Source organism: Photorhabdus noenieputensis (genome assembly GCF_018448935.1).
In the GTDB taxonomy this organism is placed as follows: domain Bacteria; phylum Pseudomonadota; class Gammaproteobacteria; order Enterobacterales; family Enterobacteriaceae; genus Photorhabdus; species Photorhabdus noenieputensis.
Genome location: NZ_RCWC01000025.1, coordinates 49,928 through 65,800, shown reverse-complemented (window position 1 = coordinate 65,800; position 15,873 = coordinate 49,928). Strand labels below are relative to the sequence as shown.

Sequence of the window (15,873 nt, the reverse complement as noted above, 5' to 3'; positions counted from 1 at the left end):
AAAGCCGCTGAACATGCCAAGCACCAAGTTACGTGAATGGGCTGAATATCGTGCTGAACTGAATTCAAGTCGCCATACCTTACATAAGCGTCATGAAGAACTGAAAGCCCGCGCCAGTCAGCACCGTAAGGAAGAATGGGCAGCCCAAAAAGCTTGCTGCCGCACTCAAGGCCCATATGGATAAAAAAAGAGGTATGAAAATGACCAATATAACTACCACCAGCAATCAAACGGCCATGATGAGCAGTCGTGAAATTGCGGAACTGACAAACAAAACGGTATCAAATATCCATGTTGATATCTGGAGTATGGCGAAAGAGTTATATAGCATCCATAAAGATGATTGGAATTTCAACCATCATAAAAATCAGCATGTTAGAGTGGTTAAAGGAGTAATTACTGTTATTGATAACCGTGGTTACACCTTCGAACTCCTACTCAACCGCCGCCATACCGAAATTCTCATCACCGGTTATGACGTTATGCGCCGTGCCGCAGTGATTGATCGCTGGTTTACTCTTGAGTCTGGCACCACAAAACCGAAATCCCAGGCTGAATTTAACCTTGCCTACGCCTTAGCACAAGTAGAACAGGAGCGCCGCTTTAACCAGGTCGCAGAAAAAGTTGAAGAGGTTTCAGAAACCATCGAACACATCAAGCAAGGTGCAATCCCTGCCGGATGGGTAGGCTATTCCCTACTCCGTGTCAAATGTGGTTTGACCGATGCTAAGTGCCGGACGCTGGCAGAAGTCTACAACGTACCAACGGATAGCATCACCATCCTGACGCCAGACGGCCAACCTCGCCCGATGAAAATCGTATTTGAGGAAGACTTTATGAGCGTATTCCGTCTGATGATGAGCGAAGCTGAACAACGTAAATCCAAATGGTATCACCCAAAAATGGGGCTGTTTCAGATTATCGGGTGGGAGGAAAAGCAATGATTATTCGTTCATGTCTATTACGTGCTGCGCTGGTGTGTGTCGCTAAAGATGATCTGCGCTACTACCTTCACGGATTACACATCACTCCCAAATACCTAGAGTCAACAAACGGCTGCGTAGCTTTACGGTTAGAGCACGGTGTAAACACTCGCCGCAAAGCTATCGTTCAATTTCACGGAAGAGTACCAAGGAAAGCAGAAACAACGGAACTGCATTTCACCAAAGAACCTTATGCCGTGCACAGGAGTATTACCGGGGTGAGAGTTGGATTTACCGCTCTATCAATATTGGATGGTCGTTTCCCTGATTTAGAGCGGATTCTTCCAAAGAAAGTGGAAAATGTTATCCCTCACTTTCAGGCGTGTTACCTAGCCTATCCTTACAAAATGTTTGGTGCTGATACAGAGCTTATCACTGTTTCTATGTACCCATCCAGTATGACAGATGGTTGCTTAATGAAGTTTGGCGACAACATCAATCAGCGTTATGGCAACCCTCAACTTATTGTCATGCCATGCCGGGTGTAGGAGTCATTGCGATGAAAATCGAATACTTAGACAAGGGTAACATTGCGCAGATCGTCATTGCCAGTTTCATCACTGAACGCCGCAAACACAATCGATGTGTTGATGCCGCCCTGTTAATGGTACCTGTTCGTGCTTGGTCTACTGGCTTTCTATTAAGGAAAACCACTATCACCGGCAAAACAGCTCACATATTGCGGGCCTATAAAATCATTTGCAGAGAGAAAGAACAATGATAAACAAAGAACGATTTGAAAAATGGCTCATAGAAACTTATCCGTGGGGTGAGGAAGAGTTAGAAAAAGCTTTCTTTCAGGAAGAATACCAATACTACATTAGTGGCAGCAGCGCATTGCATTTTGCGTGGGCGGGCTGGAAAGCTCGGGGTGAAGTTCGTGTGGAACTGCCAAATTATATTGATTGTGATGATGATGACGAACTAAGTATTGAATATAGCAGAGATATTGCTCACTGTGACACTCATCTGAAATCACAAGGAGTAAAAGTAAAGCTAATCCTTAGGGACATAAGGGAGGAAAGCCATGATCAATAACTCATTCCACTTAACCCAAGTAATAGCCTCGGCATGGGGTGATCCATCTGATATTACAGATGCAGTCTGGAACGCCGGTTACAGAAAAGCCGATAGAACATCGGAAGAGATGGTATTGCTGACACTCAAGGTCATCGAGAACTCTTATTACAGCGATATTGTATATGGGGATTGGCCCGAAGATTCAGAATCCGTACTTGTTGCTGAGCTGAATTTTCTGATTGATGATCTTACCTGGAGTGATAAAACAACTCTGGCAACAGTGGCAAGGATAATTTTGGAGAACGGTTATATTAGAAAAGGGAGTGATGTTTATGTCAAATAAACTAATTAGATTAAATGAGGTTTTAAATAGAACTGGTTATAGCAAATCATGGACTTATAAATTAATAGATAAAGGAGAGTTCCCTAAACCAGTTAAAATTGGTCCCCGTTCAATTGCCTTCATAGAGGGTGAAATCAATGAATGGATTGAGCAGCGTATTAATAAATCCCGCTGCTCAATTGAAGATAATGCGTAATTAGTCATTTTTAAAGCGACTATTAATAATATCTTTACCGTATTCCAAGGAATTCATAAAATCAGCGTACCATTGAAGCATCTCTCTGCGTCCATCCAGATAAAGGGCATGGTTATACGTGCCCCTGATGCTATTTTTATCAACATGAGCAAGCTGCAATTCTATCCATTCAGATGGGAAACTATGCTCATGTAATATGGTACTCATGGTGTGACGGAATCCATGTCCCGTAGCTCTGCCACCATACCCCATGCGTTTCATCATAACATTTATAGCCATTTCACTAATTGGCTTTTTATAATCAGTTCGGCTAGGGAATACATGCTGATAGTCACCACTAATTGGGTGCAACTGTTGGAATAAAGTCACTACTTGATCAGATAAAGGAATACAGTGTGGCCTGCGCATTTTCATTCTTTCGGCAGAAATTTCTACCATTCGCTTTTCCAAGTCCACTTCGCTCCATTCCAGATTTCTTAATTCACCAGGGCGTAATCCCGTAAGAATCAGAATTCTCAATGCGTGCCTAACTACTTGGCTACTCATATGCTTATCAATGGACTTTAAAAATTCTGAAAGTTCATCAATTTTTAAGTGAGGATAATGTTCTCTTTTATGGGGGATAAACGCACTAGCAAGATCGGGAGCTGGATTATATTCAGCTCTACCTGTAATAACGGCATATTTCCATACCTCACCACAACGCTGACGGACTTTTTTCAACTTCTCAGTTGCCCCACGCTTTTCCATTCTTGAAAGAACGTCCAATAACTCCAGTGGTTTTATGTCTGCTATTGGTCTGTCCCCAATATAAGGAAAGACATCATTTTCAAATGCACTCATCATGTCAGAGCGATACCCTGCCGACCATCTATCTTTGCGTTTTTCGTACCACTCGCGAGTGATTTTCTCAAAAGTATTTTCTGACGTGATGATATTTTCTCGTTTTTGCCGCTTTCTGGCTTCGGAAGGGTTAATGCCACCAGCAACCATTGAGCGGCATTCTGCCGTTCTTCTTCTAGCTTCCGTTAAAGGCACCTCCGGGTAAGTACCTAAAGAGATCATCTTCTGTTTACCATCAAAACGATAGCGGAATCGCCACCCTTTAGAGCCGTTCGGTTCTACTAATAGTGAAAGCCCGTTTCCATCAGACAACGTGTAAGGCTTTTCTTCCGGTTTGGCTTTTTTGATAGCCATGTCTGTTAGCTTCATCATCTCGCCAATGTGTATAGGGGAATTTGTACAGGAAAAACTATACACAAAACTATACACAAAACTATACACAAATTCTTGTTGATTTTAAGAGATGCCAAGAGCCTTTAAGATACTTGTTTTTTCTATACTATTTGATTTTATTGAAAAATATAGACTTTAAGAGATGTTAGTAGACGTGTAATTGGCGGAGGAGGAGAGATTCGAACTCTCGGATGGTTTCCCATCGGCGGTTTTCAAGACCGCTGCCTTAAGCCGCTCGGCCACCCCTCCGCAATGGCGTGCACTATAAACAGCCCCGAGTCAGATGTAAAGCCTCCTCCTGTTCGATTGCCGTAAATTTACCCTTTTTCATGGTCGTTGGCTTATTTTATCCGCATATGTGCATACCATTCTTGGGTACAGAAGTGATTTTTGCTAAATTACGTCTACTTTTCTTTGATGGTTATTAATGATTATGTTGGTATTCGAAGGTCAAGAAATCGAAACCGATGCGCAAGGTTATCTGAAAAACAGTAGTGACTGGCAGGAAGCAATAGCTTTACTCCTCGCCGAACAAGAAGAAATCACTTTGACTGAACAGCATTGGGAAGCCATTCGTTTTATCCGGGAATTTTATAAGGAGTTTAATACATCCCCGGCTATCCGTATGTTAGTAAAAGCAATCGCACAAAAGTATGGCGAAGAAAAAGGCAACAGCCGCTATCTTTACCGTCTGTTTCCCAAAGGGCCGGCAAAGCAGGCAACTAAAATTGCCGGGCTGCCGAAACCGGTAAAATGTATCTAATCAATAATCTAGCTCAGTGGCGGACGCTAAAATCTGCAACATCCTCCACTGTGCAGGGTTGAGATGAAAAGTTATCTATTCGTGCTCCCGGCGGACCACCCTGCTCCAGCCAATGGGTTAATTTATTTAGTTGCTCACTGTCACCATAAGCTACGATTTTGACACTACCGTCATGCAAATTATAGACATAACCTGTCAGCTTATTGAATTTCGCCCAACGAAAAGTTTGATAGCGAAATCCAACTCCCTGAACCCGGCCATAAACATAAATTGTTATCCCATATTTAATCATAATTACCCTCTGTCAACCCAATCACCTTGCGGTATCGCTCACATATATAGTTAAGCATACGACTGTTGGTTGTGTTTTATATTTACTACAGCTAACCTGAAATAGATGGAGTCACACTCGCAATTAAAGCAAAAAAAGACTTCAACCACCGGGTATGCTCTTGTAATTCACCTTACTGCCCTTATATCAATGTCAATGCAAGATCTTCTTTGGAGGTGACTATGATTATCGCCAGCAAATTCGGTATCGGCCAACAAGTACGTCACAAGCTTCTTGGTTATTTAGGAGTCATCGTGGATATTGATGTGGAATATTCTCTGGAACAACCCCAAGAGGATGACATTGCATCCAATGCTACCTTGCGTTCCGCTCCCTGGTATCACGTTGTGATGGAAGATGATAACGGTCAACCTGTACATACTTATTTGGCTGAAGCACAATTAGCCTATGAAACATCTGATGAACATCCAGAGCAACCTTCTCTAGATGAGCTAGCAGAATCCATCCGCAATCAGCTATTAGCCCCAAGGCTGCGCAATTAATCCCCTATTTATACCTAAACAACCTAGGCAGTTATCGTGTTTTAAGCTGCCTGTACGGCAGTGCACAGCAAATCAACGTCACACAAATCATCAACCAATTTCTAAGCTGCCTGTACGGCAGTGCACTATTTCTGCATGGACTTAACAACTTCTGGGAATTTCTAAGCTGCCTGTACGGCAGTGCACCGGGTCAGATTGCCCCCGCTCTCTCCCCTGATTTTCTAAGCTGCCTGTACGGCAGTGCACCGAGGTTTATCTTCAAGCCGACCCTCGCGATCTTTCTAAGCTGCCTGTACGGCAGTGCACTTTCACATTGTTCAGCTATATAGGGTACCGAGTTTCTAAGCTGCCTGTACGGCAGTGCACTAAGTGCTTATAAAGATGATGCTTTCTACGGTTTTCTAAGCTGCCTGTACGGCAGTGCACAAATATTGTCACACTGATTTTTGGTTAACGTTTTTCTAAGCTGCCTGTACGGCAGTGCACATTGCTTGTGTCTGCTGATTTAGCGACTGCTTTTTCTAAGCTGCCTGTACGGCAGTGCACAGAAGAAGCACATGCATTAACTGCTGAGCAATTTTCTAAGCTGCCTGTACGGCAGTGCACTATCAAAGTTATCAATAAATCTGATGCCTTTATTTCTAAGCTGCCTGTACGGCAGTGCACTATGATTTACTTGAATCAATCAATGACGCTGCTTTCTAAGCTGCCTGTACGGCAGTGCACTTGCTTGCTTGCCCGATAAGTGACCGAAAACATTTCTAAGCTGCCTGTACGGCAGTGCACTCCGCTTCCGGCCGGAAATTATTTGCTTTCGGTTTCTAAGCTGCCTGTACGGCAGTGCACAGCAGGAAGAAGCGGCCTTTACAAATGGTGATTTTCTAAGCTGCCTGTACGGCAGTGCACTTCTGATGCTTGCACCATACTTGCATGGTGCTTTCTAAGCTGCCTGTACGGCAGTGCACAAACTGTCCATAATTCACCTGTTAGTGGTATATTTCTAAGCTGCCTGTACGGCAGTGCACCAATAACTCAAACCACAACCGGGTAAAATTAATTTCTAAGCTGCCTGTACGGCAGTGCACATCAAGGTCGTAGTGACGGGTGAATTTATCATTTTCTAAGCTGCCTGTACGGCAGTGCACTGTTACATATTAACCTTAAGTTGCTGACTGTTAAAGAATATAATGATAAAAAATGAAAAAACCCTTTTTTTAGGAGATATCTAATTTTTCTTTTAAATCAATAAGTTATTTTTTGATGATAAAAAAGGGTTAAAACTGGGGTACAGCAAAAGCACCTACCTCATAGCAATGAAAGTGTAGATTCTGGCAAAACTTAGCAACCATAAGAATAACCAAATTTTCCTTAACATATTGTAATAACTGCGAAAGTAGATTTTATAAGATGTCTGGAAAAGCAAACTCAATATCCAACTCAAACATTATTTTGAACACTTGGAACCCGGACACCGCTTCTCATCCAACTCCTTAAGTTTGTATTAGATATTGGTGCCGGGCTCCCTTCGTCCATTGATTAGAAACTAAGTAACTACAAGCTGAAAAATATTATTTTTCGAGTCCCAATCTTGGAATTTCAATTTTTGGGCAGCGATCCATAACAACATCCAGACCGGCTTCCTCTGCCAACACTTTTGCTTGCTCATTAATAACACCAAGTTGCAACCAGAGCACTTTTGCTTTGATATCTATAGCTTCTTGCGAAATGTCATATGCAGCTTCAGCATTACGGAATACATCAACCATATCAACAGGTTGTGGAATATCTGCCAGTTGTGCATACACTTGTTGCCCAAGTAGTGTTTGTCCGGCAAGCTTCGGGCTGACAGGAATCACCTGATAGCCTTGTTCCAGTAAATAAGCCATAACTTTATAACTTGGACGCGTAGTTTTTTCACTCGCACCTACCAAAGCGATTGTTTTTACTCGTTTTAATATGTCTGCAATTTTCTGGTCATTCATTTACTCCTCCTTAAAATCCGATATTTTTACTTTGTTTATTTATTACAGTGTATATGATAAACATTGTTATCAATTGAGCTCACTGCGTTCAAAAACACAATAACGATTACCAAAGGTATCCTCATGGAATTGACAACCCGCGCAATGGCAATCGCTAAAAATATAGCGCTTATTGCACATGACCACTGTAAAACTTCGCTACTAATCTGGTCCAAAAAACATAAGCATTTACTCAAGAAACATCATTTATACGCTACCGGCACAACCGGTAATCTGATTCAAAACGAAACCGGATTACCCATTACCAATATGCTTAGTGGCCCAATGGGTGGAGATCAACAAATTGGTTCTCTAATCTCAGAAGGGAAAATTGATGTGTTGATATTTTTCTGGGACCCGCTTAATTCCGTACCTCATGATCCTGATGTAAAAGCACTGCTACGCCTTGCTACAGTATGGAATATCCCCGTTGCAACCAATCTAGCCTCTGCGGATTTTATTGTTAGTTCTCCTCTATTTTCTGAATCAGTAAGTATTCAAGTGCCTGATTATCAAAATTATTTGAATGAACGTCTGAAATAAGTCTTTACAACATATACCTACAACTACACATTTTCTCCAAGTCAGATACTAGAAAAAACAAGAGTGAGATTTCCAGCAAAGGTATCCCATGATAGCCCTGAATATTTCAGCCAAACAAAACCTCAAGGTTTACGTTGAACAGGCACATTTAGCCGCTCTAATTGACGCACAAATACTGATGGATTCTTCTTATCCTGCATCAACCATACCTGCTTCTTCCCCCGTGTTAATGCAACATACAAAAGGCGACGCTCCTCCGCATCCGGAAAATCTTCCAGCGGCGGCAATAAAGCCCGCTCTATCACCGATTCCCTTGCCGGTGTAGGAAAACCATCTTGCCCCTGCTGCAAACCAAGAATAATGACATAATCCGCTTGTCGTCCTTTGGAAGCATGAACAGTCATAAATTCTATTTGCAGTTTAGGCCAGCGAGTTGCTGCTTTTTTCAGTAATTCAGGTTTCAAATAGTGATAACGTGCTAGTAATAAAATTGTCTCCTGCTCAGTGACATAGCCACTCATTTTATTCAATAAAGATTCAAGCTGATCTTCTGGCAGGATAACAATTGATTTTTTATTACCTTTAATCAAACTATTTAGTGGCTTCCTTAATTGATTCGGGTTTTGTTGCACAAACGCGTTAGCAATCTCACCAATCCTACCATTAAACCGATAAGAGATATCCAATACACATTCAGCATTTTTACCAAAATAATCAGCAAATACGGTAGTCAACATCGGTTCCGCACCACTGAAACGATATATTGCTTGCCAATCATCCCCTGCGGCAAACAGACAACTTTGGCTGTTTTGCGCTCGCAATGCAGTGAGCAATTTGGCCCCTAATGGTGAAGTATCCTGAAACTCATCAACCAGAATATGCTTCCACGGGCTGATAAACCGCCCTTTATCCAGAGTATTCACTGCCTGATGGATTAACCCTGAGTAATCAACAGCACCTTCTATTTTTAATTCAGATTTCCACGCTTTTAATAAAGGCCCCATCAGACGAATACATTTTTGAAACCGATTCAGATACTCTTCCTGAGTTTGTTCTATCATCGCCTTCTGACTACCACCATGCATACGCATCAAACCCAGCCAACGCTCAAGCCGGTCTGACAAACGGTTAGCAAGCTGTTCATCGTGCCAAAATTCACCTTCCGGCACTTCCCATTTCAGCTCTTCCGTCAGACATTCCCGCCAACCTTTGGCCTGTGCTTTCTTCTCACTGCATTGTTGTTGCCAATGTTTAATCAGAAAATCTCTTCTTTTTTGTTCGTCAGTTTCCAATTCACTGATTTTTGGTACTTTATTACTTCCTTGCTGAATGATATGCAACGCCAGAGTATGAAACGTTTTTACTTTAATATCATTCACACCAAGACGGATATGAATCCGTTCATTCATCTCACTTACAGCCTGATTATCAAACACCAACAACAATATCTGTTCGGGAATCACCTGTTGGCGAAGTAATAACCAACCGGCTCTCGCAACTAACACAGATGTTTTTCCACTCCCCGCGCCAGCTAGAACCAGAACTGAATTTTCACCGTTAACAACCGCCAAACTCTGAGAAAGATTTAACGGAGATGTTTCTACCCGCTGAAAAAAGTCACGATGTTGCTCCAACATGCGTTCTGTCCATTGCAGATTCATTTTTTCAACAAGCTTTTCGCCATTCTCAAGCCAGCACAAACACGTTTGATACCCATCCCGGCAATTATCAAATTGCTCCAGACGCTGTAACGGCAATGGTAAAGCCTGAAACGCGGCCTGAATCCGCTGTTGCAACTGGAATAAATCCGTTTTTTTAAGCCAGCGATTCTGTTGGTCAATTCTGTTGATTTCACTAACCTGAGTTGCCAGCACATTAGCACTAATATCGCTCATTTCCTGGCTCCATTTCTGCCATTCACCAAGCAGATAATGGTAAAAACGCTGAGTTTGCTGCCATTCAGTGCCATGAAGGCGAACCGCTTGTCTATCAGGCAGTTCAAACTCTAACTCCCCCCAGACAATACCTCGTTTACATTGAATATTAATTAACTGGTTAAATGGGATAAGGTATTGATGCTTTTCACCACTGACTTCAATACCCGCATTCAACAAACGCACCCGATTATAAGGATGCTGAGCAAGACGTTGGCCAATTTGTGTTGCTTTAAGTTCCATTATCGAGCGCCATACCTAAAAAATGTCTTATAAGAGTTTTTTATCACTAATAAACCTTTTATCATAATATACCCGTTATCTTTCAAGTTGCCTCTTTGTTGGCTGCACTCGCTCACCCCGGTCACATAGTTGGCTATGCTCCCGGGGATTCGCTCCCTTGCCGTCGCGATGCATCTTGAAATCCGTAAGGTATAGTTGTTTATGGCCATTTTTATTACCTCAGAGGTATTTTGTGCTAACTGTTTTATCTAGTCTGCGCCGTTTTCTTTATAACAGTCATTTTCTCTATTATAACCGCATTCTAATAGCCCTGACTGGAACAACATTAGTGCCTTGGTTTCTGGATAAAGAGCCGAAAATAACTATCTCATTGACCTTAGGCGTTGTTGCCGCAGCACTCGCCGATCTTGATGATCGTCTGACTGGTCGTTTACGTAATCTAGTGATCACACTGATTTCTTTTTTTATCGCTTCAGCCTCTATTGAATTACTATTCCCCTACCCCTGGCTTTTTACCATCGGGCTGGCGTTATCCACTTGCAGTTTTATCTTATTAGGAGCCCTCGGACAGCGTTATGCCACTATTGCATTTGGTGCGTTGTTGATCGCAATTTATACCATGCTTGGTTCGTCTATTTTCCCACTATGGTATCAACAACCCTTATTACTGCTGACAGGTGCAATCTGGTATAACCTGCTAACCCTAACTGGTCATTTATTGTTCCCTATCCGTCCGTTACAAGACAATCTGGCGCATTGTTACCAACAACTTGCAGTTTATCTTGATGCTAAAGCTAATCTGTTTGATCCCGATATAATAGAAGAAGGATACCAGCAATCCGTCGTTAATGTGGCAATAGCAAACAGTGTCTTAGTTAACACGCTAAATCAAGCCAAAACCTCTCTACTGACCCGTCTGAAAGGCGATAGCAGCCAACGAGGAGCCGATCACACTCTGCACTATTACTTTGTTGCACAAGATATTCACGAACGTGCAAGTTCATCCCATGTGCAATATCAGAGCTTATTGCATACTTTTCGTTACAGCGACATTCTGTTTCGCTTTCAACGTCTTCTCTCTATGCAAGCCCGTGTATGTGAACAAATTGCTCAATCGATACTTTGGCACAAACCATACCAACACAATCCGCATGTCGAACGTGCATTTAACTATTTGGAAAGTTCCCTACAACAACTCAGTAAACAACAGAAACATAACCTCAAGATTACCGCCTTATATAATTTGCTGAAAAACCTGCGCGCAATTGATGCGCAATTAGCAAGCATGAGTTCTGGACGATACAATCTTTCCAGAGACAGAAAAGATGAGACTCAACTATCTGACGAAACGTTGACTGGCTGGCGTGATATCTGTTTAAGGCTCAACCGTCACCTAACCCCACAATCAGCCCTGTTCCGCCATGCAATCCGTATGTCTGCTCTGCTATGTAGTGGCTACACTATGATCCAGTTGTTGGATTTACAACACGGATATTGGATTTTACTAACCAGTTTATTTGTTTGCCAACCCAACTATAGCGCTACCCGCCACCGTTTGACACTGAGGATAATAGGAACTGTTGCGGGCGTATTGATCGGCTTGCCAATTCTTTACTTTGTGCCATCTATTGAAGGGCAACTGGTGCTAATTGTTATTTCTGGTGTATTGTTCTTCGCCTTCCGCAATATCCAGTATGCGCATGCCACCCTGTTTATCACGTTACTGGTATTATTATGCTTCAATTTGTTAGGTGAAGGCTTTGAAGTCGCACTACCAAGAATTATTGATACATTAATCGGTTGTGGTAGCGCCTGGTTAGCCGTAAATTTCATCTGGCCAGACTGGAAATACCGCCAGTTATCACAAGTGATAAACCGGACGATGAACACCAATTGTCGCTATCTTGATGCCATTTTAGTTCAATATTATCAGGGAAAAGATAATGGATTGAACTATCGAATTGCCCGCCGTGATGCCCATAATAGTGACGCAGAATTGGCATCCGTTATTTCAAACATGTCTGCCGAGCCGAAAAGTGACCAGACTGCTCAAGAAAAAGCATTTCGGTTATTGTGCCTAAATCACACTATGCTAAGTTACGTCTCCGCGTTGGGAGCACACCGAGATAAATTGGATAATAAAATCATTCTGGACATTCTTAATGATGCTGTTCGTTATGTCGATACAGCACTAAAACCTGCATCAATAGATGATGATAGAATTAAGCAAATACCTGTCAACATAGTGAAAAGAATTGAGCAAGCTTCGGCAGAAAGAAATAGTAAAGAGCAATTGGTATTGCAACAAACTGGTTTGTTAATAGAATTGCTACCTGAACTTGTTAATATCATTAAACAAATTAATCAATTATAACCAGATTGATATACTGGGGCAGTTGACTGCCCCTTTCATTAGCTATTCTCGATAAAGATCTAACAAGCCAGTTCCTGATGCCAGCGTAATAAATCATTACGAATCTGTACCGGTAAAACGGCTGAATGACATCCTTCAATTGCACCAGCCAAAGCAAGTAATAAACTAACATTAGATTTTCTTTTATATTGATGCAGTTTTAAATAACTGGCTTTCGCACCTAACAACCGTAAATCTTCAACTTTACATATTCCAACTTTCCATAACTGACGTTCCAAAGACATTCCAAGATTAGGTAAATCCTTCAAGCGCTCCGGCATTTTCTTTTTACCCGCCATTTCAATAAATGAGTAGTGATAAGCCAAATGCGCATATTGAGATAACAACTCTTGATCTTGCCAAAGTGATTCAACCACTTGGTAATAACGCAAAGTTACAGGCACTCCCTTTTTCGAATAAATATAGTTTTTCATTCCTCTGGCTTTAAATAATACTTCAGCATGTCCATTTCCTCGTAAATATAATTCTCCATCAGCAATAATAGCGAACATAATCCCATCAGCTAACAGGCTGTAACCACCAAACTGTGGCTTCCTTGTCAATGTTCCAAACGAAGAAAAACCATTTTTGAGTTGAGTAAAACGTACCTCAGACAAAAACATACAGATCACTCCATGAGTTTTGTGCAAATAAATCTCTTATCCATAAATTTGTCCCAGTTATTAGTAAAATAAATAACAGGAACAAGCAATTAAAAACATACGCAATTCAATTTTCTCTGCCAATGGTTAAATGAGTTTACAGCCATTTACAGTCAATATTTGCGAAGCTCTTTGAAAAAATAGACTTGATCTTAGCCTGATATGAAGATACTGTATATTAATACAGTTAATTGTGGCGAGGTTCATCATGGGCATTCAATCATCCTGGGTTTACCCTTCTCAACATCAGTCAACCAAAAAGCAGTTATCACTCTCTTCACCCAAACAAGATAATTCAACCAAAAGAGAAGAGGTAGTGAAAGAGGGTAAAGAAGGCATAGTGAGTGAGTTGATCTACAGTGATAACCAATATAGCGATAACCAAGCTGTCATTAATCGTATATTGCTACCTTTGTTGCGCCAATCAGGAAATGAAGCCCGCTGGTTGTTGTGGGTTAGTCCACATAAGAAACTAAGCCGCCAATGGTTAATTAACTCCGGGTTACCTTTAGATAAGATTGTCCAATTAAATCGCATCAGCTCCATTACAACGGTAGAAGCAATGGAAAGAGCATTGGCGAGTGGTAATTACAGCGTGGTACTTGGCTGGTTACCAAAGTTATCAGAAAAAGATACCGTAAAATTACGGGCTGCGGCACAAAAAGGTAATGCACTGGGCTTTATTATGCGCCCACAAGACGTAAATAAAGAAACCAACTGTGCTGAATCACGATCAGATTTACTAAAAATCCATTCCATTTACTATCATTGACCAAAATTAGGAATTATCGCAATATTCATAACACAAAATACCCAGATCAGACCAAAAATCACTAATCACAATTAAAATCAATTAATTAAGGTAAGATTAGTTGTAAAGAATAGTAAAGTTTTTTTTGAAATCATACATTATCTTTTAAATTTTTTACTCTATTAATCAAGGGGTACTTGTAACTTTTTAACTTCGTTGTAGACTTTACACCATTAAAGGTTACTGCACTTATTGTACCCTTAATATTCGTACCCTTAGTATTGTTTGGTCCATCGGTTTTACGAAAGTGCAGTATTCCTAACTGAGTTTTTAATCAATATGGCTCAACAGCCTATCTTAGTAGATATTAAAAGATACTATACCCTATGGATTTCAAGATGCATCGCGACAGCAAGGGAGTGAATCCCCGGGAGCATAGATAACTATGTGACTGGGGTGAGCGAGTGCAGCCAACAAAGAAGCAACTTGGAAGATGACGGGTATAAATTAGTGCGGGCCATTCTTATGGGTAAATAGTGAACATGGAAACGCGCACAATTCAAAGTGTACACAGTAATGGTACCGAGAATTTGGGCACAATTCAGTGCTCGCTTTTATTACAAAGAATGGCAAATGAAAGCCTAATGGGATAGGTAGTAAGTAAAAAGGCTTCCAAAGCCAATTGCCTATTGGGTGATGATAATAACGAGGCGTTAAAATGAAAAAGATAGCTATCGCGATAGCAGTGGCAGTGGCCGCTTTCACAACTGCAACGCAAGCAGCTCCAAAAGACAACACTTGGTATACCGGTGGTAAGCTGGGCTGGTCCCAATACCATGACGTGAACTTCTACGGCAACGGTTATACCAGTGCGATCGGTAATGGTTCTACTCACAAAAACCAATTGGGTGCGGGTGCTTTTTTAGGTTACCAAGCCAATCCATACCTGGGTTTTGAAATAGGTTATGACTGGTTAGGACGTATGGCTTACAAAGGCAGCGTCAATAATGGTGCCTTCAAAGCCCACGGTTTCCAATTGGCAACCAAACTGAGCTATCCAATTATGGATGATTTGGATATCTATACTCGCTTGGGTGGTATGGTTTGGCGGGCAGACTCCAAAGCAAATTACAGCGCAACCAATACTCATCTGAAAAATCATGACACCGGTGTTTCTCCACTGGCGGCCATCGGTGTTGAGTATGCGATAACTAAAGACTGGGCTACTCGTCTGGATTACCAGTGGGTCAACAATATCGGTGATGCAGGTTCAGTAGGCGCACGTCCTGATAACGGTCTGTTGAGCGTAGGTGTGTCTTATCGTTTCGGCCAAGATGAAGCAGCAGCCCCAGTTGTTGCTCCGGCTCCGATTGTTGCGCCAACACCAGCTCCAGCACCCGTTGTTGAAAATAAACGTTTTACCCTGCGTTCTGACGTGCTGTTCGAATTTGCAAGTTCTGAGCTGAAAACCGAAGGTAAACATACCTTGGATCAACTCTACACTGAGTTAGCAAACATCGACCCAAATCAGGGCAAGGTGCTGGTTTTAGGCTACACCGACCGTATCGGTAAAGACGCTTACAATCAGAAACTGTCTCAAAAACGCGCTCAAAGCGTAGTTGACTATCTGGTATACAGAGGTATCCCTGCCGGCAGTATCAGCGCAGAAGGCCACGGTAAAGCAAATCCAGTCACCGGTTCTACCTGTGATAAGATTCGCAAACCTAACCTAATCAACTGTCTGGCACCAGATCGTCGCGTAGAGATCGAAATTCAGGGCATTAAAGAAATTGTTACTCAAGCACAATCCGCTCAATAATAGCCTTTCTTGGTTATAATTAATCATCAAAAGCTCAGAAAGCCCCATTGCCAAATGGGGTTTTCTTTTACTTACAGTGAAATTTTATATCAAACCTATTAATATTAAGGGG

18 protein-coding genes, 1 tRNA gene and 1 CRISPR repeat array are annotated in these 15,873 nt (G+C 41.7%); of the genes, 13 read left to right on the top strand and 6 right to left on the bottom strand.

Translation table 11 applies throughout. The features are described 5' to 3' along the window. The first annotated feature begins 13 nt into the window (after positions 1–13). Genes EAE91_RS15910 through EAE91_RS15880 form a run of 7 tightly spaced genes read left to right on the top strand, consistent with a single transcriptional unit; the run spans position 14 to position 2,542 of the window. Positions 14–184, top strand: a complete 171-nt coding sequence (locus EAE91_RS15910) for a hypothetical protein (RefSeq protein ID WP_214089355.1) — start codon at positions 14–16, stop codon at positions 182–184. A 16-nt stretch (positions 185–200) separates the two neighbouring features. Beyond that, positions 201–944, top strand: coding sequence for a Rha family transcriptional regulator (locus EAE91_RS24305; RefSeq protein WP_244868876.1), 744 nt, complete (start codon positions 201–203; stop codon positions 942–944). Beyond that, positions 941–1,471 (top strand): beta clamp domain-containing protein, encoded by a 531-nt coding sequence (locus EAE91_RS15900; RefSeq protein ID WP_214089354.1) that lies wholly within the window; start codon positions 941–943, stop codon positions 1,469–1,471. The genes EAE91_RS24305 and EAE91_RS15900 overlap by 4 nt, the downstream gene beginning before the upstream one ends. Before the next feature lie 11 nt (positions 1,472–1,482). Next, positions 1,483–1,704 (top strand): hypothetical protein, encoded by a 222-nt coding sequence (locus EAE91_RS15895; protein WP_214089353.1) that lies wholly within the window; start codon positions 1,483–1,485, stop codon positions 1,702–1,704. Next, entirely contained in the window at positions 1,701–2,021 is a 321-nt protein-coding gene (locus EAE91_RS15890) for a phiTE_015 family protein (RefSeq protein WP_214089352.1), read from the top strand. Before EAE91_RS15895 ends, EAE91_RS15890 begins: the two co-directional genes overlap by 4 nt. Next, entirely contained in the window at positions 2,011–2,346 is a 336-nt protein-coding gene (locus EAE91_RS15885) for a hypothetical protein (protein ID WP_214089351.1), read from the top strand. Before EAE91_RS15890 ends, EAE91_RS15885 begins: the two co-directional genes overlap by 11 nt. Further along, complete coding sequence (locus EAE91_RS15880) at positions 2,336–2,542, top strand: helix-turn-helix transcriptional regulator (protein ID WP_214089350.1); 207 nt, start codon at positions 2,336–2,338, stop codon at positions 2,540–2,542. The genes EAE91_RS15885 and EAE91_RS15880 overlap by 11 nt, the downstream gene beginning before the upstream one ends. Here EAE91_RS15880 and EAE91_RS15875 read toward each other — a convergent pair whose 3' ends face one another. Next, positions 2,543–3,754 (bottom strand): tyrosine-type recombinase/integrase, encoded by a 1,212-nt coding sequence (locus EAE91_RS15875; RefSeq protein ID WP_214089349.1) that lies wholly within the window; start codon positions 3,752–3,754, stop codon positions 2,543–2,545. A gap of 185 nt (positions 3,755–3,939) precedes the next feature. Beyond that, positions 3,940–4,027: transfer RNA gene (locus EAE91_RS15870), tRNA-Ser, on the bottom strand. A gap of 184 nt (positions 4,028–4,211) precedes the next feature. On the opposite strand from EAE91_RS15870, the gene tusE reads away from it, so the two are divergent. Continuing rightward, positions 4,212–4,541 carry a sulfurtransferase TusE gene (gene tusE / locus EAE91_RS15865; protein ID WP_214089348.1) on the top strand — a complete coding sequence of 110 codons (330 nt, stop codon included), beginning with the start codon at positions 4,212–4,214 and terminating at the stop codon, positions 4,539–4,541. Positions 4,542–4,554: 13 nt separating this feature from the next. Here the strand turns inward: tusE and yccX are convergent, their stop codons facing one another. Further along, positions 4,555–4,833, bottom strand: a complete 279-nt coding sequence (yccX, locus tag EAE91_RS15860; RefSeq protein WP_214089347.1) for an acylphosphatase — start codon at positions 4,831–4,833, stop codon at positions 4,555–4,557. Positions 4,834–5,054: 221 nt separating this feature from the next. On the opposite strand from yccX, the gene hspQ reads away from it, so the two are divergent. Continuing rightward, entirely contained in the window at positions 5,055–5,375 is a 321-nt protein-coding gene (gene hspQ, locus EAE91_RS15855; protein ID WP_036807155.1) for a heat shock protein HspQ, read from the top strand. Between the two features lie 38 nt (positions 5,376–5,413). Next, a CRISPR array of direct repeats spans positions 5,414–6,520; the repeat unit is 28 nt; unit sequence TTTCTAAGCTGCCTGTACGGCAGTGCAC. 423 nt (positions 6,521–6,943) lie between these two features. On the opposite strand, the gene EAE91_RS15850 is transcribed toward hspQ, so the two are convergent. Beyond that, positions 6,944–7,357 (bottom strand): CoA-binding protein, encoded by a 414-nt coding sequence (locus EAE91_RS15850; RefSeq protein ID WP_214089346.1) that lies wholly within the window; start codon positions 7,355–7,357, stop codon positions 6,944–6,946. Positions 7,358–7,480: 123 nt separating this feature from the next. On the opposite strand from EAE91_RS15850, the gene mgsA reads away from it, so the two are divergent. Next, positions 7,481–7,939 (top strand): methylglyoxal synthase, encoded by a 459-nt coding sequence (gene mgsA / locus EAE91_RS15845; protein WP_214089345.1) that lies wholly within the window; start codon positions 7,481–7,483, stop codon positions 7,937–7,939. A 122-nt stretch (positions 7,940–8,061) separates the two neighbouring features. On the opposite strand, the gene helD is transcribed toward mgsA, so the two are convergent. Further along, entirely contained in the window at positions 8,062–10,116 is a 2,055-nt protein-coding gene (helD, locus tag EAE91_RS15840) for a DNA helicase IV (RefSeq protein ID WP_214089344.1), read from the bottom strand. Between the two features lie 232 nt (positions 10,117–10,348). Between helD and yccS the strand changes: the two genes are divergently transcribed. After that, on the top strand, positions 10,349–12,490 hold the full coding sequence (gene yccS / locus EAE91_RS15835; protein WP_214089343.1) for a YccS family putative transporter: 2,142 nt from the start codon (positions 10,349–10,351) through the stop codon (positions 12,488–12,490). Positions 12,491–12,549: 59 nt separating this feature from the next. Here yccS and EAE91_RS15830 read toward each other — a convergent pair whose 3' ends face one another. Further along, positions 12,550–13,152, bottom strand: coding sequence for a TfoX/Sxy family DNA transformation protein (locus EAE91_RS15830; RefSeq protein WP_214089342.1), 603 nt, complete (start codon positions 13,150–13,152; stop codon positions 12,550–12,552). A gap of 247 nt (positions 13,153–13,399) precedes the next feature. Here EAE91_RS15830 and sulA point away from each other — a divergent pair, with 247 nt between their 5' ends. Together sulA and ompA are read left to right on the top strand one after the other, a co-directional pair. Further along, positions 13,400–13,963, top strand: coding sequence for an SOS-induced cell division inhibitor SulA (gene sulA / locus EAE91_RS15825; RefSeq protein ID WP_214089341.1), 564 nt, complete (start codon positions 13,400–13,402; stop codon positions 13,961–13,963). A 697-nt stretch (positions 13,964–14,660) separates the two neighbouring features. Then, on the top strand, positions 14,661–15,761 hold the full coding sequence (gene ompA, locus EAE91_RS15820) for a porin OmpA (protein ID WP_214089340.1): 1,101 nt from the start codon (positions 14,661–14,663) through the stop codon (positions 15,759–15,761). Positions 15,762–15,873: the final 112 nt, after the last annotated feature.

Bases quoted from the DNA above. Each gene is read 5' to 3' on its own strand.
- EAE91_RS15910 (WP_214089355.1), top strand. From the start codon at position 14: ATGCCAAGCACCAAGTTACGTGAATGGGCTGAATATCGTGCTGAACTG.
- EAE91_RS24305 (WP_244868876.1), top strand. From the start codon at position 201: ATGACCAATATAACTACCACCAGCAATCAAACGGCCATGATGAGCAGT.
- EAE91_RS15900 (WP_214089354.1), top strand. From the start codon at position 941: ATGATTATTCGTTCATGTCTATTACGTGCTGCGCTGGTGTGTGTCGCT.
- EAE91_RS15895 (WP_214089353.1), top strand. From the start codon at position 1,483: ATGAAAATCGAATACTTAGACAAGGGTAACATTGCGCAGATCGTCATT.
- EAE91_RS15890 (WP_214089352.1), top strand. From the start codon at position 1,701: ATGATAAACAAAGAACGATTTGAAAAATGGCTCATAGAAACTTATCCG.
- EAE91_RS15885 (WP_214089351.1), top strand. From the start codon at position 2,011: ATGATCAATAACTCATTCCACTTAACCCAAGTAATAGCCTCGGCATGG.
- EAE91_RS15880 (WP_214089350.1), top strand. From the start codon at position 2,336: ATGTCAAATAAACTAATTAGATTAAATGAGGTTTTAAATAGAACTGGT.
- EAE91_RS15875 (WP_214089349.1), bottom strand. From the start codon at position 3,754: ATGAAGCTAACAGACATGGCTATCAAAAAAGCCAAACCGGAAGAAAAG.
- tusE (WP_214089348.1), top strand. From the start codon at position 4,212: ATGTTGGTATTCGAAGGTCAAGAAATCGAAACCGATGCGCAAGGTTAT.
- yccX (WP_214089347.1), bottom strand. From the start codon at position 4,833: ATGATTAAATATGGGATAACAATTTATGTTTATGGCCGGGTTCAGGGA.
- hspQ (WP_036807155.1), top strand. From the start codon at position 5,055: ATGATTATCGCCAGCAAATTCGGTATCGGCCAACAAGTACGTCACAAG.
- EAE91_RS15850 (WP_214089346.1), bottom strand. From the start codon at position 7,357: ATGAATGACCAGAAAATTGCAGACATATTAAAACGAGTAAAAACAATC.
- mgsA (WP_214089345.1), top strand. From the start codon at position 7,481: ATGGAATTGACAACCCGCGCAATGGCAATCGCTAAAAATATAGCGCTT.
- helD (WP_214089344.1), bottom strand. From the start codon at position 10,116: ATGGAACTTAAAGCAACACAAATTGGCCAACGTCTTGCTCAGCATCCT.
- EAE91_RS15830 (WP_214089342.1), bottom strand. From the start codon at position 13,152: ATGTTTTTGTCTGAGGTACGTTTTACTCAACTCAAAAATGGTTTTTCT.
- sulA (WP_214089341.1), top strand. From the start codon at position 13,400: ATGGGCATTCAATCATCCTGGGTTTACCCTTCTCAACATCAGTCAACC.
- ompA (WP_214089340.1), top strand. From the start codon at position 14,661: ATGAAAAAGATAGCTATCGCGATAGCAGTGGCAGTGGCCGCTTTCACA.